Source organism: Xanthobacter autotrophicus ATCC 700552, assembly GCF_043194565.1.
In the GTDB taxonomy this organism is placed as follows: Bacteria; Pseudomonadota; Alphaproteobacteria; order Rhizobiales; family Xanthobacteraceae; genus Xanthobacter; species Xanthobacter autotrophicus_F.
Genome location: NZ_JBAFVS010000027.1, coordinates 40,390 through 58,868 on the forward strand (window position 1 = coordinate 40,390; position 18,479 = coordinate 58,868).

Below are 18,479 nucleotides of genomic sequence, written 5' to 3' on the forward strand. Positions count from 1 at the left end.
GATCGATGCAGCAGGACCGATCAGATGCCTCGCCTGCCCCGGCCCGTGGCAGCCGGCGTCATGCTGCAACGAGAGCGGAAAAGCAGGCCACGAGTTCCTGGATCGTCCTCACGCACGAGCCGAGCCTCACGTCGATCCCAGCAGCACAAAGTCTCAGTTTCTCTGGCTCGCCGATAAAGCCGCAGATCAAGCGACCTGGTCTGGCTGCGACAATGAGATCGCATACCGCTGCGGACGTGCGCTGCGGGTTGGCGCGGAATTCTGTCGCGCCCGTGGCGGTATCGACGATCCATATTCCATCGCACTTGCCGAAGAAGGGGCAGAGTGCTGGGCCCGCGTCGGATTTCATCACGATGATCGCAATGCGATTTGCCGGCGGGGGTGGTACGCAGGCGGACCTAGCCATCGGTTCCTCGTTTGAACACCAGCAGAGTCGGGCAATTATGGGACCGGCTAACATATCGGACTTTAAACTCGATCAAACATTCGCGCGGGCAGCGCGGCATGACATCATCTGCCGAGCATCCGACGGGCGGCCGCAGAGTTGCCCCGCGCGCAGGTTTCCGGGCGGTTGATGCGCCCCGCCCGGCATTTGATTTCAATCAATCTCGCCGGGCCTTTCCCCGTATAGGTTTCCGCCGGGCAAATTGATAGCTGCGGGGCGGTGTGATAGCCTCCGGTTCTGGCCTTCTTGGAAAGAGGCGGATGCTGCGGTTCCTCGCCATACTGATCTTCGCCACAGCGATCATCATGACGCTGAGCGGGCGGAGTATGGCCGGGACAGTAGCGATCACTGCTGATGCGACCATGGTGGTTGTGAGCGCTTCTGGCCTTGGGCCCCACAGTGACGAATGCGACGACTGCCCGGAGTGTCCAAATTCGGACAAGCCCTGCTGTCCGATGAGTACCTGCTCCTGCCCGGCCACCTGCTCAACGAGCTTGGCGCCCCTCCCTAGCAGCCTCGCGGCCCATGCCTTCGAGCGCTCTTCAGTAGGGATGGGGTCCGAAGAAGCCGACCCAGGCTCGGTCATCCCCGGACTCGACCCCCCAGTTCCTCGGCGCTCGACCTAGCGGGTCGATCGGCCCAGCGGAGCGCGATCTAGCTGCCAACGGTCCACGCCCTGCGCGGATCGGGAGCGTGGCTTGATTGTTCCATTCCCGCTGGCGTCGCGCCGCCAAAGCGGCCGGCCGAGCCGGGCGACCTGGTCAGATGGATTCAACCTTCCAGGTGAAACCGACCAGATCGAGGACTGTAATATGACTCCGAGCCAAGCGTCTTATTTGGAGAGCACTATCCGAGCGTCGCGGGATCACGCCCATGGCCGATACGACGGTCTGCAACCCGGGGTGGTCCGGTCCCCAGTTCCTTGGGGAACCGCAAACACGATCAGTGATGCGGAAAGGAACGCCCGTATGCCGATGCCTGGGAATGGCACGACGAAGCAACCCCCGGGCTGTGAGGCTTGCTTCGCGCGGGCTAACCGGGGTTTGTGCGGCGATTGCCAGCCGGGATCGCCCTGTGTGATCGCGAGTTACAAATCTGCTGATCGGGAATTCAAGGCCGGCCAGGATCTCTTCAGCCTCGGTGAGCCGTGCGATTCGATCTACAATCTCCTTGAAGGTTGGGTCATTCTCTATAATTTATTGGAAGATGGGCGACGGCAGATTTTGCACTTCGCATTGCCGGGCGCCGTGCTTGGATTCCATCCCGGCGGCGGCGCGATGATGACATTTGGCGCGCAAGCCTTGACGGATATCGTCGTCAGCACAATTCCGCGCAAGGCGCTTCCACCGATCGTCAAACAGCAGCCGGAGTTCGGTCTGCGGCTTGCCTGGCTGATCGCGCGCGATTGCACCCTGGCTTATGACCGTCTTACCAGCATTGGGCGGCATTCAGCCCGTGAGCGCGTTGCCCACCTGCTGCTCAAGCTGTTCGTCCGCTACCGCGCGCAATGGCCGGGCAGTCATATCGAGGAGATGCATCTTCCGCTGACCCAAGAAGATATCGGAGATGCGACGGGTCTGACCTTCGTTCATGTCAACCGGGTGCTAAGGGATCTGCGAAAGGATAGGATCCTGGAATTCCATTATCGACGGCTCCGGATCCTCGATCCGGACAAACTCGTCGACGTCGCAGGTCTTGACCCTCAGCTCGTGATGTCCTGGATCCGCTGATGGACGATCGACCGGGACAATATGGGATGGAGCGGGCGGAATGTCCGATCCAGCCTTGTTGCGAGCTGCCGCGTCATGCTCCTTCGGCTCCATTGTTGCGCAAAGACAACCGCTGATCTTCCGTCACCAGCGGCCCCTTTGCGTTGCGGCGTCACGGGTCGCGTCTGCGCCCAAAGATGCGATCTCACTCCACGACAAGCCTGTCCGTGAATATCCCCATCTGGCAGCCGAAGCCGAATTTGCCGGGCTTGTCTGGCATGGTCTCCACCCGAACCGTCTGTCCGGCCGACAGGTCCGCGCGCTTATTGAGTCAGCGAAAGCGACCTTCTCGGAACAGAGCGCCGTCTCCTCCCGCGGAAACGTTCAATTGCACCGGCTTGCCATGGCGAACGACGACGGTGTCAAGCCTATACGGCCGGTGGCGCTGCTGGCCGAGCCGAGGCGGGAACATCGTAAAGCGCCTGGAAGACCCGTTCCTCCGTCGCGTCGCGCTGCCTGCGGCCGTTTTCGATCACCTCGGAGACACGGTCAATCGCCTCCCGCTCACGACGGAGATTGGCATCGTCCTCCGGCAGCGGCTGGCGGCGCTGCTCGATCAGACGCGCGAGCGCAGCGACGCCACGCATCCACGGACTGAAGGATTCCGACAGCAGGTAGCGGCTCGTGCGCATCGGATGGAGCCATTCGAGCGTCGCCGCAGTCCAGGGATTGGAGAGCGCGCGAACGAAGGGGCTGACCATGGCCTTGTAGAATTGCTCGTTCACCTCTGAAAGATGGCGAACCTGCTCGAACTCCGCGCGCGGCGTCGCGAACCGAAGATCCTCGACACGCCGCTCTTCGAACCGGACCGAGTATTCCGGCTTATCGCAGTCGGGATTGCCGGTCGGATTGTCGATCTTCATCTCGTAGAGGCCGGGGGCGAGGGTCTCGATTTCGCCGAGGCTTTCGAGGATCGCGCGATGTTCGAACCGCGCCACCTTGGCTGACACGAAAATGCCGAGATGGCCCGCATGGGGGTTCGTCAGGTAGACAATGCGCTGACCGGCGGCCTTGAGATCGCTCGTATCCTTGTACACCACCGGGATCCAGCCGAGCGCCTGGTGCGGCGGGGTGATGTTGTCGCCGTAGGACGCGAAGATCACCAGCGGATTGCGAATACGCCGAAGGTCGGCGACGCAACCCTCGCAGATCCGCATCTTGCCCTCCTCGAGGCGATTGCCGATGAAGAGGTTCTCGACGATGGCGACGATCTCTTCCCGGCTGAGGAAATAGAAGCCATTCCACCACCGCTCGAACTCGAGGAAGCGCTCCCGTTCCGTGTCGACATGCGTGAACAGGTTGGCATATTTCTCCCAGACGGCTTCGGGCTGAAGGTTTTCGAAATTGAAGGCGAGCCACGCACCGTCCAGGCGGCCGTCGTTGAGATCGGCGAGAAGGTGGGTGGCCCAGACGCCGCCGAGCAGCCCGCCCGCGATCCGCATCGGATTGACGCCCGATTCTCCCGCCCAATAGGAGAGCGGAGAGCCGTTGAGCACGGCGGGGCCGACCAAGCCTTCGCAATCCGCCGAGAGCAGGGTGATCGCCCAGCCGGCCTGACAGTTGCCATAGAGCACCGGAGGCTTGCCGGGGTGACGTTTGACCACGTCCTCGACGAAGCGTCCGAGCGCATGCAGCACATCCGCCAGGGTCTGGCCCACGCAGGGTTCCGGAAAGAAGGAAACGAAATAGACCGGATAGCCCTCGTGCATGGCGATCCCAACCTCGGAGTCGCGCTTGAAGCCGCCGATGCCGGGCCCATGGCCGGCTCGAGGGTCGAGGATGACGACGGGTGGCTTCGCCGGATCGATACAATCCTCGATGCAATCGTCCCCGATCCGGGTGATCCGCAGGAGGGCGTAGTTGACAGGTCGTTCGAAACGGCGGGCATCGACCAGCGTCTCATAGTCGAAGTCGAGAAGCGGCGGCTTGCCGGCGCGCTCATGGGCGATCATGTTGTTGGCACGCTGGCGCAGCGTGTCCCAAAACAGAATCGACCGTTCGAAGACATCCCTCTGATAGGCCAAGGGATCACCGATGTTGATCGGCAGTCCGACTGGATTCGCCGCGACGGCCGGTTCCAGGCTTTTCACCGTAGCCGCCGCTACGATATCCCGCCGAACAGCCAATTGCCGACCCGGCGACGCCTTCGGCTGGTCAACCAGCGCGGAATCCGATCTTGCTTCGGGCATCACCATCTCCATCATCTGATCTTAAGGGCGAGGAAGTTGAACAGCGGCCAGAAATCCGGCTGCCGTGCCAGCCGCACGCCACGGTCTCGGCAAGACCCCGCGGGACGCTCGTCAACACTATATGCGGCTACGATGCCTTGACGCTGCTTCCGGTGTCAGGGGTTCCATTTGCCTGCTGACGGATTTCGCCTGCGGTCTCCCGTGCCATGGTCGCACAGTAGTCTTGGACCTTCTGCGAGAGATCGAGCCAAGTCTTCGTCTGCAACGACGTCTCTTCCAGGATGGCCGCCATGACGCTCGATTCTGCCGCGATCACATCCTGCGGTCGCCGGCACTGCACGAATTCCAGAAGCGAGCGTCCGATCCGCTCATTGGCGCCAAGGAGAGTGCTCATCTGAGCGCTGTATGTCTCGCCATAGGCCTTCTGCAGATCGGACGTGAAGGCCTGGAACCGCTTGAACTGGCCGTCGAGCTTGTCGGTACTGTCGGCGCCCGACAGTCCCCACCATGCGAATACAGCGTTCATGCGATCGAAACCAACTGGCGCCTCATTCTTCGTGGCCATTGTTCTCTCCTTGATTGTTTGGTTGCAGTTTCAGGAACGCGACATTCGATTTGCTGCGATGGGTCGCTTTTTACGCTCTCGCGGTCAGTGGAGAGCCTCAAGCGCCAAAGCGACCCCCTGACCGCCGCCGATGCACAGTGTCACCAATCCGCGGCGGAGACCGTCCCGGTGCATCGCGTGAAGGAGGCGGGTCGTCAGCACGGCTCCTGTCGCACCGATCGGATGGCCATGTGCGATGGCGCCGCCCTCGACATTGACGATGTCCTCCGGGAGCCCGAGCTCTCCGATGAGCGCCAAGACGATCGCCGCGAAGGCCTCGTTGATTTCCACGCGCTCGACGTCGCCGAGCGTCCAGCCAGCGCGATCCAAGGCCTGCCGAACCGCGGGAACCGGCCCGAGACCGAACAGGCCGGGTTCGACCGCGCCGACCCCGAAGGCCACAAGACGAGCCATCGGCGTCAGGCCGTGCTTCTCGGCCCAGCGGGCATCCGCAACGATCATGCCCGCGGCGCCGCTGTTGAGGCCCGGTGCATTGCCGGCGGTAATGGTTCCATCCTTGCGGAAAGCCGGCTTCAGCTTGGCCAGCGACTCCAGCGTTGCGTCCGGGCGGTTGTGCTCATCCTTGTCGAAGATCGTCGGCCCCTTGCGACCGGGGATTTCGATCGGCGCGATCTCGGCATTGAACTTGCCGGCCGCCTGCGCCGCGCCAAAGCGCCGCTGCGTCCGCTCCGCCCAGCGGTCCTGCGCCTCGCGCGTCACCTGAAACTTGCTGACGAGGTCCTCGGTCACCAAGCCCGAGTGGTGATCGGAAAAGGCATCGTTGAGGCCATCGCGCAGCATGCTGTCGTAGATCTGGGCATCGCCCATGCGGTAGCCCCACCGTCCGCCCGACATCAGGTAGGGCGATTGGTCCATGTTCTCCATGCCGCCGGCGATGGCGCTCTCGGCGAGGCCGAGCATGATCTCCTGCGCGGCGGTCGCGATCGCCTGCGCACCCGAACCACACACCCGGTTGATGGTCATCGCCGGAACGCCGGCCGGAACGCCGGCCTTGATCGCCGCCTGCCGCGCCGGGTTCATCTTGGCGCCGGCCTGGACGACCTGCCCCATCACCACGGCGCCGATCGCACCGTCTGCGATCTTCGCGCGGATCAATATTTCCTTGATCACGGCGGCCCCGAGCTCGGGGGCGCCTATGTCTTTCAGCGTTCCGCCATACGTGCCGATGGCTGTCCGCACCGGGGTGCAGAGCACGACGTTCGACTGTGCCATGTGGATGTCCTTTCGATTTCCCGGGGGTGCCTATGCCATGTACTGGCCGCCATTGGCGGTGACCGTTGAGCCGGTGATGAACGTCGCCTCCTCGCTCACCAGGAACTGGACGATGCGTGCGACCTCGTCGGCATTGCCCAGCCGCCCGACAGGGATTTGCCCCTCGATCCTTGCGAGAACATCTTCAGACATGGCACCGACCATGTCCGTCGCGATGTAGCCGGGCGCGACCGCGTTCACGGTGATGCCCCTCGACGCCGTCTCGAGCGCGAGCGCTTTGGTGAAACCAAGGATGCCAGCCTTCGCGGCTGCATAGTTGGTCTGACCAAGCTGCCCCTTCTGACCGTTGATCGAGGAAATATTGACGATCCGGCCGAAGCCGTGATCACGCATGGCGCCGATGACTGCTCGGCACATGTTGAAGCAGGAGGTGAGGTCGGTCGCGATGACCTCGCCCCACTGGGCAGATGTCATCTTGTGCAGCATGGCATCGCGGGTGATGCCCGCATTGTTGACGAGGATCTCAACCGGTCCGCCGAGGTCGTTCGCCACGCTGGCCACGCCATCCTGGCAGGCGTCAAAATCGGCAACATCCCATTTGTAGACTGGGATACCGGTATCGCCCGAGAACGCGTCGGCCGCTGTCGCGTTTCCGTGGTAGACGGCCGCAACCGCGTATCCCGCATTCTTGAAGCGACGCGCAATCGCGGCGCCGATCCCTCGCGTTCCGCCGGTGATGATCGCCACGCGCTTGGTGAGGTCATCTGCATTCATTGTGTTATCCGTTCTCAGGCGGCGTCTCGGTCTCGTCAGCGAGGCCCCGAGCTCGCCGGCGAATGCGCTCGGCCTCATCGCACCGGCAATCGAGGAAGCCGTGGACCGGACATGTCAGGCACATTTCCTCGAGCCTCTTGCGGAGCGCCTGGCGCCCGCGGTGAAGCCGGACCGCGATGTTGTTGAGCGTGGTGCCGAGGCTCGCGGCGATCCGATCCCGCGGCTCGCCAAGAATGTCGGAGCGCCAGACGACATCGGCATATTCGGGCTTGAGCGTCGGCAGCAATTTATGGAGGCAGCTGCAGACGGCCTCATCGGTTTCTCGATCCGGCTCGATCGCCAGGTTCTCGACGTCCGACTGCTCCATGTCGACCTCCCGGCGACGCCGCCTGATGGCGCGTCGCTGGTGATCGACGAGTGTCGTCGCCAGTATGCGCCCGAGCCAACCGCGGACCGTGCGGACGTCCCGCAATTGCCAGGCGCGCTCGATCGCCCGGAGCGAGAACTGCTGCAACAACTCTTCAGCCTCGTCCCGGCTGCCCACCCGATGATGCAAAAAGACCAGAAACTCCTCGCGTGCCTCGACAAGCGCTCGTCGTACAGCCGCGTCCGCTGGTTTTGCGGCGTCCTCTCCTTCCGGATCACTGCCCGAATGCTGAGCATTCGTCTCACGCCTGTTGGTCATCGTCCAGCCAGATCTTTCAATGGTTGAAACGTCCTCTTGAGACGTCTCTGCCAAAACCAGACAGGATTTAACGTTACGGCCGCGACCGCCCACGTTCTTTAACGCAGATCAAGCTTTCTGTTGCCGGTCGTCGCTACGAATCCGTCTCGGATATCAGCCTTTTCGCCGCGATGGGCTGATGTCCTGGCGGGATCGGAACGGACCGAACTCTCGCCGGCACGTCGTGCACCATCTTAGGTCGTTGGCCAGCGGTGGGAGAGCAAATGACCATGCGAGCAATGAGAGTCGGGGTGGCGCTGGGTCTGATCCTGCTTTCCGGATTGGTCCACACAGCAATGGCGGCCCCTAGCGGCGACAGCAGAGTCGTCGGCGAGGTCCAGATCTATATGGGAATCCTGCCGGCGGAATTAGTCCGCGGTCATCCGCAAGGCCACACGGAGAATTCCATGCATGGCGGGCAGCCGATGGCCCGCGGGCAATTCCATATCGTTGTTGCACTCTTCGACGTCAGGAGTGGACGCCGTCTCACCGGCGCCGACGTCTCGGCCCGCGTCTCCGAAATCGGACTTGCTGGGAGCCAGAAGAACCTCAATCCGATGGAGATCGCGGGCACCGAAAGCTACGGCAACTACTTTGAAATGCAGGGCAATGGACCGTTTCGGATCAGCCTGACAATTCGCCTGCGGGACCGGGCGCAGGACATCAAGGTGGAATTCGAAGAACGGCATCAGTAATAGCGACTGTGAAGTGATCGATCGAGCGCGTCGGTCATGTCGATGAACGAGGCGCTGCCATTTGTGACTACGCCGGTCAGAGAGGTGAAACCGCAGCGAGTCGTTCAAATGGAACGGATGCATTTCCACTCGGAAGAATATCAACTCCACAATAGTACAGGGCCAGCGCATATGGCCGATTGCGGGGCCCGATGGCGCTGGACGGGTCGACGCCGGCCATACGAACAGGCTCACTATGATGCAAGACTACATCACTGATCGGGAGCGCCAAGACAAACGCAAGACCGCGGGCTTGCAATCCCTCACGGCGCGCGCTGCGATTTCCTTCGGCGCTTCGCACGGCGCAAGTGGCGATCTTTAACCTGCGGCAAAGCTCTCACTGCGATTTCAGCTTTCCTCAGTGCCTCAGTCGACAGGAGGCAGACATGGATTGGATCTCCCAGAACTGGATCTGGATCGCACTTGCAATTGGCGCATTCTTCTTCATGACCCGCATGGGCGGCCGCGGAATGGGCCGATCGGCACGCCACAGCCACGGAAGCGGGCAAGACGGCCCACCATCCGACGCTGGAGCCGGTCCGCGGTCGGTTCTTGATCCCGTAAGCCGGCAGTCTGTCAGCGGCAGTTCGTCGATATCTTCGGTCTATCGGGAGCGCGCCTACTATTTCGAGTCCCGCGAAAACCGTGAGGCGTTCGAGGCCGATCCCGAAAAGTATCTGACCGGGATGGCTGCTTCGGGCCAAGCGATCGATAACCAGCGCGACGACAACCATCCCCAGCACCACCGACATGGCTGCTAGGGCGCAGAGGTCCCGGACCGTTCGGCTTGGTTCCAATACGGGTAGAGAACCTCAGAGGCCGGAATGAACCAAACGGGCACGATCGAAAACCGGACGTTCGACGAGATTCGGATCGGTGACACCGCCAGCATCGTCCATACGCTCGTCCGAAAGGACGTCGAGCTCTTTGCCGTCATGTCGGGGGACGTCAATCCCACTCATGTCGATGAAGCGTTCGCCAAGAGCGATCTGTTTCACAAGATCGTAGCACACGGCATGTGGGGCGGTGCCCTTATCTCGACCATTCTCGGCACCGAGCTGCCAGGCCCAGGCACCGTCTATTTTGGCCAGACTCTTCGTTTCCATCGCCCAGTTGGTCTCGGCGACACCATCACGGTGACCGTGCGGGTCGCCGAAAAGATTGAAGACGGGCATCGCGTCCTTCTCGACTGCAAGGCGGTCAATCAGCTCGGTGAGATCGTCATCAGTGGAATTGCAGATGTGATCGCGCCAACGGAGAAAATCTCTCGCCAGCGCACGATTCTGCCAGAGGTAGAGTTCGTCGAGAAAGGGCGTTGGCATCGCCATCTCATGAAATTGGTCCAAGGTCTTGAGCCAATTCGCACGGCTGTGGTGCATCCCGTCGATACGACATCACTACTCGGCGCGATCGAGGCTGCTCAACAGAAGCTGATCGTCCCCATCCTGGTCGGACCTGAGGCAAAGATTCGGGCCGCTGCTCAGCAAGCTGCGCTCGATCTGTCCCCCTTTGAAATCGTCCCAACGGAGCACAGCGATGCTGCGGCGGCACAGGCGGTCGCGATGGCGCGTGCCGGCAAGGTCGGGGCCTTGATGAAGGGGGCGCTGCACACCGATGAACTCATGGGCGCCGTAGTGGATCGCGATCATGGACTGCGGACCGCGCGGCGGGTCAGCCATGTGTTCGCGATCGACGCGCCACGCTATCCACGCCCGCTCTTCATCACCGACGCGGCGATCAATATCAATCCCAATCTCGACGACAAGCGCGACATCGTGCAGAACGCGATCGACTTGGCTCATGCCCTGGGACTCGCGACGCCGAAGGTAGCCGTCCTGTCGGCCGTCGAGACGGTGTCGTCGAAGATTCCATCGACACTCGACGCCGCAGCTCTCTGCAAGATGGCGGACCGCGGCCAGATCACCGGCGCGCTCCTCGACGGCCCGCTCGCGTTCGACAATGCCGTTTCCATCGATGCGGCAACGACGAAGGGCATCATCACTCCCGTCGCGGGCCAAGCAGACATCCTCCTTGTGCCTGACCTCGAGGCCGGAAACATGCTGGCGAAGCAGCTTGAATATCTTGCCGAGGCCGAAGTCGCCGGCATCGTGCTGGGCGCGCGTGTCCCGATCATCCTGACCAGCCGTGCAGGCACGACGGCCGCGCGGTTGGCCTCCTGTGCCATCGCGCTTCTGCTCGCCCGCTATAGGGCCGGTATCCGGCCGTGACAGGCGCAATCATGGTCCAAGATGTCGGATCTCTGATCTAGCGATCCAAGTCGGTCTCATTCAAACCGGCGGGCCTCGACATGAAGCTACGAGCAATGTCTGTTCGTGCGTGCTTCCAGAGCTTGATCATGCATTTCACTCAACATTCGCGGCTCGCCATCTACGCCCGTGGATAGTGCATTTCCAGTGTGGCGGCGCAGGCTTCTATACTGCCGATGAGGCCATCCGCAATCGAATTGCCGGGCTTCGGCGCTGTCATGAAGGTGGCAATGGCCCTGTTCCAGGCGGCTTCGCCGACGCATGTGTGGAGGGCGTTGTCGGCCAAAATCTCAACATGGCGTTCGCCCAAGGACACGAAGAGCAGCATGCCGGGACGATGTTCGTGGTCGGCCAGGATCCGTGCCGCAAACTCACGACGGGCCAAGCCGACACAGTGCTCGCGCTTGATCCGGCCAGGCACGAGCAACAAACGTAGAGGCAACCAATCAAAGATCAGAGCCGAGCTCGCGAACGTCCCCGCCTGGATCAGAAAGCCGATGGGGAGTGGCAATAGCGGCCAGAAGATCGCCAATAGGCCTCCGACTGCAAGGGCGGCTGCAGCCGCCCATATCAGCGGAAAAAGCAAATACCGATCGCTGAGCGGAGTGACCACCAACGCGAAGTGTGCGCCAGTGCGCCGTTCAACGGTCGTCATAAGCTCGTGTAGGCGTCGGCTGTCGTCGTCGGACATGCATTTCATCTTCATCACCAGCGTCCTGATGCTCCCCCGCCACCAAACGAGCCTCCGCCGCCGGAAAACCCGCCGCGCGAGAAGCCGCCACGCCCGGGCCCCCCGTGCCGTCCGCGGAATCCGCCAAGGAACAGCAGAGGCCAGAAGAAACGGCCGAAGATGAACATGATGACGATAATGGCGATGACGCTTCCGCCTCCACTACCGTCTTCGTCTTGGCTCTTTCGTTGCTCGGTTTGCTGGGGCAGGGCAGACGCATCGCCGCCCAGAACACGCAGAAGCGTCGTTGCCCCGACAAGAACGCCGGTGTTGAAATCGCCCTTCCGAAATTCGGGCAGGATGAGATTCTCGATGATCAGCCTGCTCTGTGCATCGGTGAGCCGACCCTCCAGGCCGTAGCCGACTTCAACCCGCACATTGCGTTCGTTCGGCGCTACCAACAGCAATGCACCGTTGTTCTGACCCTTTTGTCCGATCCCCCAGGCGCGGCCCAACTGATAGCCAAAGTCGTCGATGGAATAGCCTTGAAGTGATTTGATCGTTGCAATGACAATCTGGTTCCCGGTCTGCGCCTCATGCTGAGCCAGCATTTGTGTCAGCTTTTGCTGCGTTTCAGCTGAAAGGATACCTGCGTCATCCACGACGCGACCGGTGAGGGGTGGAAAAACCGGCGCTGCGTAGAGCGCGGTGGCAAGCAATACATAGACCAGCCCTGCGAGAAGTGCTTGCCATGCGACCTGCGGATGCATGCGGGGGTGGATCATAGTTTGACTTGCGGCACTTCTTGCGCCTTTTCATCGATCGTAAAGGTTTCTCTCACCTTGGCGTTCGGATAAAGGATAGCTGCGATCCATCGGCTGGGAATGGTGCGCAAGGTCGTGTTGTAGGTTTGCACCGTGCCGATATAGTCGCGCCGCGCGACGGCGATGCGGTTCTCCGTGCCCTCGAGCTGCGATTGAAGCGCTAGGAAATTTTGGTTCGACTTGAGATCGGGGTATTGCTCGCTGATAGCCAAAAGGCGTCCCAAGGCCCCGCCAAGAGATGCTTGGTTTTGTTCGAACTGACGGAAGGCGTCCGGGTTGGTGAGGATGTCCGCCGGCAAGGTCACTTGGGTGGCGCGCGCACGAGCCTCGGTGACCTGCGTCAACACCGTCTGCTCCTGTTTAGCATAGCCCCTCACCGTTTCTACCAGGTTGGGAACGAGATCGGCGCGTCGTTGATACTGGTTCAGCACCTCGCTCCAAGCAGCTTTCACCTGCTCATCCTGGGTTGGCACAGCGTTGATACCGCAGCCGGCGAGGCCGATCGCAAGAAGGAGGACCGCGCCGACGCGAGCGGCCAAGCGTGCAATCGGATGGCTCATTCTATTGTCTCCTCCCGGACGACAGGGCGATCCAGGGATGGCGGAATTGCCAGGCATTTTTCGTCTGATGCAGCCTTGGCTCCCGGGAGCGCTCAGACTTCGAGTTTTTGACCTTAGGTGGTACGCTTGTTGGGAATCTTTGATCCTGATTAAGGAACCGCGCTTTGGCCGCGCACAGTGTTCATCCGCGATGAACCTCAGCATCCGATGTGTCTTGTGACACGTACACATCGACTGCCAATCGCACAGATGCTCGCCGTCCCGAAGAATTGCGCTATCGCTTCGACGTCCATGGCAAGATTCGAGCTATTGTTGCGGCGCCAATAGACGTTGCTAAACCCACATCATTTTGGAGAGAGCTGATATAGTCCTTCAGCTTCACGTCAGCATAGGATGGTATTTGCTCAAGGCAATTTCTTGGGAGAGACCTTGCGCATATTACTGATCGAAGACGACCAGGTGCTGGGCACGGCCATCCGCGATCACATCGCGTCAAACGGCCACGGCGTCGACTGGGTGCAGCGGATCGACGACGCGCGATTGGCCCTGGCCACTGTCGGGTATGAGCTGATCCTCCTCGACCTCGGGCTGACCGACGGTGACGGTCTGGCCTTGTTGCGCGAATTGCGCGCCGCGCGAAACCCGGTGCCCGTCATCATCGCAACGGCACAGGACCAGATCGCCGTCCGTATCGAGGGGCTGAACGCGGGGGCGGACGACTATCTGGTCAAGCCGTTCGACCTCAGCGAAATGATCGCGCGGATTTCCGCCGTGACGCGCCGCTACACCGGCGATCCGAACCCCGCCATCGACATCGGCCCTGTCTCGATCGACCTGGCCCTGAGGCTGGTCACGGTGGCGGGCGAGGATGCCGGGATCACCGCGCGGGAATGGGCGGTGCTGGAACGGCTCGTCCGCCATCGTGGCGCCGTCGTCACGAAGTGCGAGATCGAGGATTCACTCTATGAATTCGGCGCGGAAATCGACAGCAACGCCGTCGAAGTCTATGTCAGCCGTCTGCGCAAGAAGCTCGGCAGGGAGTTCGTGAGCACCGTCCGGGGCCTCGGCTACAAGGCGGGAAGCTGAGATTGGCGCGTCCTTCGATAGCCTGGCGCCTCGCCGCCGGTCTTTCGGCGACCATGGCCGTGCTTTGGATCGGAGCCGCGGGCCTCGCCGGCACGGTCATGTATGCTCAGATCAACGAGGCTTTCGACCAATCCTTGCGCCAGGGTGCGCTTCGTCTGCTGCCGCTGGCGGTTCATGAAATCGGCGAGGGTGACAAATATGGCCTGGATCGCGTGCGGGGTTCCGATCGCGACGAGGACGAAGCCTACTTCACCTACTACCTGATCGATCAGCATGGCGCCATGGTTCTGCGGACGGACGACGCCCCGGACATCTCGCCGCCGGTCCTCGTCTCGGCCGGCTTCTCGGATGTCGACGGCAAGCGCCTGTTTTCGAAGACGGACCCCCGATCCGGATTCTCGATCGTCCTTGTCGAGCGCACGGAGCACCGCCGCGCGGCTTTGAGGGCAGCGCTGGCTACAATCCTGTGGCCGCTCGCCGGGCTAATACCGCTGGTCGGGGGCGGCATCTGGATCGCGATCCGGCTGGGGATGCGTCCCGTCGAGCGGTTGACGCACGACATTTCGCAGCGCGGCAGCCGGAACTTGTCGCCTTTGACGTCGGACGGACAGCCTGCGGAACTCGCGCCCATCGCAGAGGCGGTGGCAAGCCTGCTCACGCGCCTTAGCGCGGCACTAGATGCGGAGCGGGCGTTTGCGGCCAGCAGCGCCCACGAATTACGAACGCCGATCGCTGGAGCCTTGGCTCAGACGCAGCAATTGGCGATCGAACTCGGCGACCAGCCGGCCGGCCGGCGTCTGAGGGAGGTCGAGTTCTCCTTGAGGCGCCTGGCGCAACTGTCCGAAAAGCTGCTGCAGCTCTCGCGCCTCGATGCGGGCTTCGCGCAGGCGGAGTCGGCCTCCGATCTTCTCCCGGCTCTGCGTCTGGTGGTGCGGGACTTCCAGGTGGCATCGAGGACGCAGTCACGGGTGAGATTGCAGGTTGCGCAAGGACTGGCCCTCGTCGGCCGGATCAACCTTGATGCCTTCGCCATCGCCGTGCGCAACCTGATCCAGAACGCCCTGATCCATGGTGCGCCGGATGGCTTGGTCGAGGTTATCGCCGGGCCGGGCCGACAGGTTCGCGTGATCAATGCGGGGCCGGTTGTCCCCGGAGCAACGCTGGCGCGGATCGCTGAGCCCTTCAGGCGCGGCTCCACATCGGCCAAGGGAACGGGCCTCGGCCTGTCCATCGTCCGCTCCATCATGGACCAGACGGATGGAAGCCTGACGCTCCGTTCGCCCGCGATCGAGAGGAAGGATGGCTTCGAGGCCATTCTCCAATGGCCGGACGAGTTGCCTTCGGAAAAAGTGGCCGTCCATTGCCGTAGTGCGGTCGTGGGTACCGTCGATGACGACTTGCCGGTGCATCACCTACCACCGCAGGTATCGGCGAAACGTTGAAAAGCTTGCGGCCACGCACTGGAGCGACAGCCGGCTTTCCGCCGACCTCTCGCGGACGATGATGGAGCAGGATTCAAGCCGGCGTCATGCGGCGAAGGGTATCGTCCTTCAGGACGAAGTGATGGTACAGCGCCATGAGACCGTGGAGACCGGCGATAACGAGAAACACGGTTCCGCCGTTGCTGTGGAGGTCCGCGACGATACCCGGAGGTTGCTGGACCGGTGCCGTCAGGGCCGGCAGGGTCACTCCGAACACGGTAACTGGGATGCCTAGCGCCGAGGCGGCGTACCATCCCGAAAGCGGCATGGCGATCAAAAACGCATAGAGCACGGCATGGCCGGCCTTGGCGGCAAGCTGCAGCAGGGGAGCGCTGCGTGGGTCGAGCCGAGGAGCACCGCCGGCCAGCCGCGCGATGAGCCGCGGCACCACGAGCACCAGCACGGCGAGACCGAACGCGAAGTGTACTGTTGGAGGGTTCTTCAGAATCTGTGGTCCGCCTTCGCCGAGGAACCAGGCGACCACCACGCAAATCGCCGTCAGCCAATGCAGTACGATCATGAATTTCGAGTAACGCTGAACCATGTGCCGCCTCGGCTGTCTTTCCATAGGATTGTTGCCGGCGCAACTAGACCCTACCAAGCTGACACCCACCTGAAGCTCAAGCGCAGCGTCCAAATGAACGTAGCCTTACGTGACGCCGCGAGCGGAATGGCCAAGTAGCCCCGCGATCGTAAGCTCGGAAAACCCGAAGGCGCCAGCTCCGCTGGCGAAGGTGTGACGAAGGACGTGAGGCGTCTCAGAGTTGCCAGGGCGGTACGGCAGGTTGTGCATGCTGATGCTCATAGAACGTCGAGGCCAAACTGGGCGACCTTCACCGCCACGCACTTCCCCAACGTGCACGCGAAGATCGCCGATTTGAGGTGTATGGAGTGGATGCTCAAGAACGTGGTTGTGCGATGCGCTAGCGGCACACTGCCGGAATGTCCTCTGATCGAGGCGCTGTTCCGTGTGGCCGCCGTTCACGCGACGGCGCCAACGCCGACTGGATGCATTCTGCCCCGAATTGAACGACGGTTGAGCAGACGCGCTACGATCAATCGGAAATTGTCTTTGGTGCCTCGCCTTGGCGAGCCAACAGGACTTGCCCATCCCAATCAGCATCGGTCATTTCGACAGCCCGCAAAACGAGACGTCCCCCACCGAGAGACCCTGCCAGGACTTGTCGCGGCGCATTGACGTCAGTCTGCGTCGAGGCCACCGAGACGAGCGAAAAGGGACGATAGAGGCGTTCCTCGACGACCGATCCGATCCAGAGCGGAGCGGTCTGTCCATTTGTGAGCTCGAGGTCGACGGCCCACAGTCGGAGCACGAGACGCGACGCGGTGGGTGTACCAACGCTATTGGGTCGAATGAGAGTGAGGCTGGGAAGACGCCCGCTGGCGAAGAGAGGAACAACCGGAAGATTGGCGGGGTCCGCCGATGGGGTAAGCCAGCTTAGGGCGCTCAAGAGCTCCCAGGCCGCTGATGTGTGCCACCCATCCCGCAGCAAGGCGTCTTGCAGGTCCCGCAGGCTACCGGTCCACTGGAAGGTCAGCGGCTCCTCCACCTCGCCGGTAAGATCGATCCGCCTACCTGGCAATTGCTGCCAACCCGATGCCCACCATTCGGCGGCGGCCATCGTCGGCAGCACGCTTTTGACGGCATAGCGATCGCTGTCCGTTGCGTGGTTGCGGTAGATGTTGAAGCCACCGGCGAGGACAACCGCCGCACATCCGACGGCGAGCAGGCCGCCCGGCTCAACGCGTTCTACTTTCCGCCGCAGATAGGACAGCCCGAGCAGCGCCAGCCATGCAGACCCGAATGCCAGGCCTCCGAGCACGTCGGAAAGCCAGTGCGCACCGAGGTAAAGGCGTGAAAATCCGATCAAAAATATCAGGGTTGCCGCGCCGAGAGCGACCGATACGCGCAGTGCCGAGCGAAACTCACGCGCGATGAGGAAGGTGAGGAAACCGTATAGAACCAAGTTGATTGTGCTATGACCACTGGGGAAGGAAAACGCGCTCCAGCCTGAGTAGTGCAGATCACCGGGCCGCGCTCGATGCAGTGCCATTTTGATCGCGGTATTGAGCGCCGAGGCGCCGGCGATCGCAACCAACCAATAGGCTGCCGTGCGCCATGCCCGTTTCCAGGCAAGCCACAGGAAGACGATGACAGTGACCGCCACGACGACGACGGTATCCCCAAGTTCAGTGATGGCGATCATTACCGCATCGCCGGGCGCCGTGCGGAGATCCTGGAGAGCGCGGTAGATAGCGCTGTCGGCCAGCACCAACGGATCTCTGCTGACGACGTCTTCAAGGATACCGAAGAAAAGCCACGCCGCGCCGACGAGCAGAACAGTCAATAATGCGAGAGTCCGCGCCTCGTGCCGCTCTGGGTCGAGCAAACTGGAGAGATTGCGGCTGAGCCAGGTGTCGCGGGTGCCGACCCAGCCCCGCAGCCGTTCCACACCAATGATGAGAAGGGGTATGCCGCGACGCAACGTCCAGCGCACGATATGCAGAATGACCCAACCCACTGCGGCCAGAACGACCAGAAGGACGGCGAGCGGCTTGGCGGCCGTGCCGAGAATGCCGAAGGCGGCCCCGACGAATACGCCGGGCAGAATATGCGACGGAGCCCAGGCGAGCGCCGATGCGACATTGACGGCGTAGAATCGGCGGACCGGCATTCCCAGCACACCGGCGAGGAGAGGAACGAAGGCGCGGACGCCCGGTGTGAAGCGTGCGAGAAAAACACTCTTGTCGCCGTGGCGGGTGAAAAACGATTCGCTACGCTCGATCAGTCCCGGATGCCGGTTCAATGGCCAGAGGCCAAGAATCTCGCGGTGGTATCGATGCCCTAGCCAAAACGAAACTCCATCACCGGCGACGGCGCCAAACGTGGCGGCAGCCAGCAACGGCCAGAGCACCAACGCGCCGCTCGGTACTAAGGTGCTGAGTGCCAGGATCCCGACCGTACCCGGTATGACGGCACCGATGATCGGGATCGACTCCGAAAGGGCTAGGAGAAACACCGCCAGATAGGCGACATGCCGATGTGCCGTCAGGAAATCGACTATCGTTAGGACCAAGGACGTCATCATCCGACGGTGCCT

General features: G+C 62.0%; 17 protein-coding genes. 6 read left to right on the forward strand and 11 right to left on the reverse strand.

The genetic code is table 11. The annotated features are described in order from the left end of the window. Positions 1-58: 58 nt before the first annotated feature. Complete coding sequence (locus V5F48_RS21135; RefSeq protein WP_394085351.1) at positions 59-349, reverse strand: NifB/NifX family molybdenum-iron cluster-binding protein; 291 nt, start codon at positions 347-349, stop codon at positions 59-61. A 1,172-nt stretch (positions 350-1,521) separates the two neighbouring features. On the opposite strand from V5F48_RS21135, the gene V5F48_RS21140 reads away from it, so the two are divergent. Beyond that, on the forward strand, positions 1,522-2,175 hold the full coding sequence (locus V5F48_RS21140) for a Crp/Fnr family transcriptional regulator (protein WP_271188570.1): 654 nt from the start codon (positions 1,522-1,524) through the stop codon (positions 2,173-2,175). A gap of 407 nt (positions 2,176-2,582) precedes the next feature. Here the strand turns inward: V5F48_RS21140 and V5F48_RS21145 are convergent, their stop codons facing one another. From V5F48_RS21145 to V5F48_RS21165, 5 genes are all read right to left on the reverse strand, one after another. After that, on the reverse strand, positions 2,583-4,418 hold the full coding sequence (locus tag V5F48_RS21145) for a DUF3141 domain-containing protein (protein WP_394260232.1): 1,836 nt from the start codon (positions 4,416-4,418) through the stop codon (positions 2,583-2,585). A 112-nt stretch (positions 4,419-4,530) separates the two neighbouring features. After that, entirely contained in the window at positions 4,531-4,968 is a 438-nt protein-coding gene (locus tag V5F48_RS21150; protein ID WP_394015610.1) for a hypothetical protein, read from the reverse strand. A gap of 84 nt (positions 4,969-5,052) precedes the next feature. Continuing rightward, positions 5,053-6,240, reverse strand: a complete 1,188-nt coding sequence (locus V5F48_RS21155; protein ID WP_394015609.1) for a thiolase family protein — start codon at positions 6,238-6,240, stop codon at positions 5,053-5,055. A 30-nt stretch (positions 6,241-6,270) separates the two neighbouring features. Continuing rightward, positions 6,271-7,014, reverse strand: a complete 744-nt coding sequence (phbB, locus tag V5F48_RS21160) for an acetoacetyl-CoA reductase (protein ID WP_394260233.1) — start codon at positions 7,012-7,014, stop codon at positions 6,271-6,273. Between the two features lie 4 nt (positions 7,015-7,018). After that, on the reverse strand, positions 7,019-7,699 hold the full coding sequence (locus V5F48_RS21165) for an RNA polymerase sigma factor (RefSeq protein ID WP_394015607.1): 681 nt from the start codon (positions 7,697-7,699) through the stop codon (positions 7,019-7,021). 263 nt (positions 7,700-7,962) lie between these two features. Between V5F48_RS21165 and V5F48_RS21170 the strand changes: the two genes are divergently transcribed. From V5F48_RS21170 to V5F48_RS21180, 3 genes are all read left to right on the forward strand, one after another. Beyond that, positions 7,963-8,433 (forward strand): hypothetical protein, encoded by a 471-nt coding sequence (locus V5F48_RS21170; protein ID WP_394040778.1) that lies wholly within the window; start codon positions 7,963-7,965, stop codon positions 8,431-8,433. A gap of 425 nt (positions 8,434-8,858) precedes the next feature. Continuing rightward, entirely contained in the window at positions 8,859-9,233 is a 375-nt protein-coding gene (locus V5F48_RS21175; protein ID WP_394040780.1) for a hypothetical protein, read from the forward strand. A 63-nt stretch (positions 9,234-9,296) separates the two neighbouring features. Then, positions 9,297-10,700 (forward strand): bifunctional enoyl-CoA hydratase/phosphate acetyltransferase, encoded by a 1,404-nt coding sequence (locus V5F48_RS21180; RefSeq protein WP_394015604.1) that lies wholly within the window; start codon positions 9,297-9,299, stop codon positions 10,698-10,700. A gap of 160 nt (positions 10,701-10,860) precedes the next feature. Here the strand turns inward: V5F48_RS21180 and V5F48_RS21185 are convergent, their stop codons facing one another. The 3 genes from V5F48_RS21185 to V5F48_RS21195 are packed head-to-tail and all read right to left on the reverse strand — an operon-like array spanning position 10,861 to position 12,793. Beyond that, positions 10,861-11,430 carry a hypothetical protein gene (locus V5F48_RS21185; protein WP_394015603.1) on the reverse strand — a complete coding sequence of 190 codons (570 nt, stop codon included), beginning with the start codon at positions 11,428-11,430 and terminating at the stop codon, positions 10,861-10,863. 14 nt (positions 11,431-11,444) lie between these two features. Then, positions 11,445-12,179 (reverse strand): TPM domain-containing protein, encoded by a 735-nt coding sequence (locus V5F48_RS21190; protein ID WP_394015602.1) that lies wholly within the window; start codon positions 12,177-12,179, stop codon positions 11,445-11,447. 11 nt (positions 12,180-12,190) lie between these two features. Continuing rightward, on the reverse strand, positions 12,191-12,793 hold the full coding sequence (locus V5F48_RS21195; RefSeq protein ID WP_394015601.1) for a LemA family protein: 603 nt from the start codon (positions 12,791-12,793) through the stop codon (positions 12,191-12,193). A gap of 429 nt (positions 12,794-13,222) precedes the next feature. Between V5F48_RS21195 and V5F48_RS21200 the strand changes: the two genes are divergently transcribed. After that, entirely contained in the window at positions 13,223-13,879 is a 657-nt protein-coding gene (locus V5F48_RS21200) for a response regulator transcription factor (RefSeq protein WP_394260234.1), read from the forward strand. A gap of 2 nt (positions 13,880-13,881) precedes the next feature. After that, the gene (locus tag V5F48_RS21205) at positions 13,882-15,321 is read left to right on the forward strand and encodes a sensor histidine kinase (protein ID WP_394260235.1); all 1,440 of its coding nucleotides are present in this window, start codon (positions 13,882-13,884) and stop codon (positions 15,319-15,321) included. Positions 15,322-15,394: 73 nt separating this feature from the next. Here V5F48_RS21205 and V5F48_RS21210 read toward each other — a convergent pair whose 3' ends face one another. Next, complete coding sequence (locus V5F48_RS21210) at positions 15,395-15,904, reverse strand: cytochrome b (RefSeq protein WP_394040788.1); 510 nt, start codon at positions 15,902-15,904, stop codon at positions 15,395-15,397. A 511-nt stretch (positions 15,905-16,415) separates the two neighbouring features. Next, positions 16,416-18,467 carry a bifunctional DedA family/phosphatase PAP2 family protein gene (locus tag V5F48_RS21215; RefSeq protein ID WP_394071841.1) on the reverse strand — a complete coding sequence of 684 codons (2,052 nt, stop codon included), beginning with the start codon at positions 18,465-18,467 and terminating at the stop codon, positions 16,416-16,418. Between the last annotated feature and the right edge of the window lie 12 nt (positions 18,468-18,479).

Coding starts and splice junctions, on each gene's coding strand:
- V5F48_RS21135 (WP_394085351.1), bottom strand. CDS start 349: ATGAAATCCGACGCGGGCCCAGCACTCTGCCCCTTCTTCGGCAAGTGC.
- V5F48_RS21145 (WP_394260232.1), bottom strand. CDS start 4,418: ATGATGGAGATGGTGATGCCCGAAGCAAGATCGGATTCCGCGCTGGTT.
- V5F48_RS21150 (WP_394015610.1), bottom strand. CDS start 4,968: ATGGCCACGAAGAATGAGGCGCCAGTTGGTTTCGATCGCATGAACGCT.
- V5F48_RS21155 (WP_394015609.1), bottom strand. CDS start 6,240: ATGGCACAGTCGAACGTCGTGCTCTGCACCCCGGTGCGGACAGCCATC.
- phbB (WP_394260233.1), bottom strand. CDS start 7,014: ATGAATGCAGATGACCTCACCAAGCGCGTGGCGATCATCACCGGCGGA.
- V5F48_RS21165 (WP_394015607.1), bottom strand. CDS start 7,699: ATGACCAACAGGCGTGAGACGAATGCTCAGCATTCGGGCAGTGATCCG.
- V5F48_RS21170 (WP_394040778.1), top strand. CDS start 7,963: ATGACCATGCGAGCAATGAGAGTCGGGGTGGCGCTGGGTCTGATCCTG.
- V5F48_RS21175 (WP_394040780.1), top strand. CDS start 8,859: ATGGATTGGATCTCCCAGAACTGGATCTGGATCGCACTTGCAATTGGC.
- V5F48_RS21180 (WP_394015604.1), top strand. CDS start 9,297: ATGAACCAAACGGGCACGATCGAAAACCGGACGTTCGACGAGATTCGG.
- V5F48_RS21185 (WP_394015603.1), bottom strand. CDS start 11,430: ATGTCCGACGACGACAGCCGACGCCTACACGAGCTTATGACGACCGTT.
- V5F48_RS21190 (WP_394015602.1), bottom strand. CDS start 12,179: ATGCATCCGCAGGTCGCATGGCAAGCACTTCTCGCAGGGCTGGTCTAT.
- V5F48_RS21195 (WP_394015601.1), bottom strand. CDS start 12,793: ATGAGCCATCCGATTGCACGCTTGGCCGCTCGCGTCGGCGCGGTCCTC.
- V5F48_RS21210 (WP_394040788.1), bottom strand. CDS start 15,904: ATGGTTCAGCGTTACTCGAAATTCATGATCGTACTGCATTGGCTGACG.
- V5F48_RS21215 (WP_394071841.1), bottom strand. CDS start 18,467: ATGATGACGTCCTTGGTCCTAACGATAGTCGATTTCCTGACGGCACAT.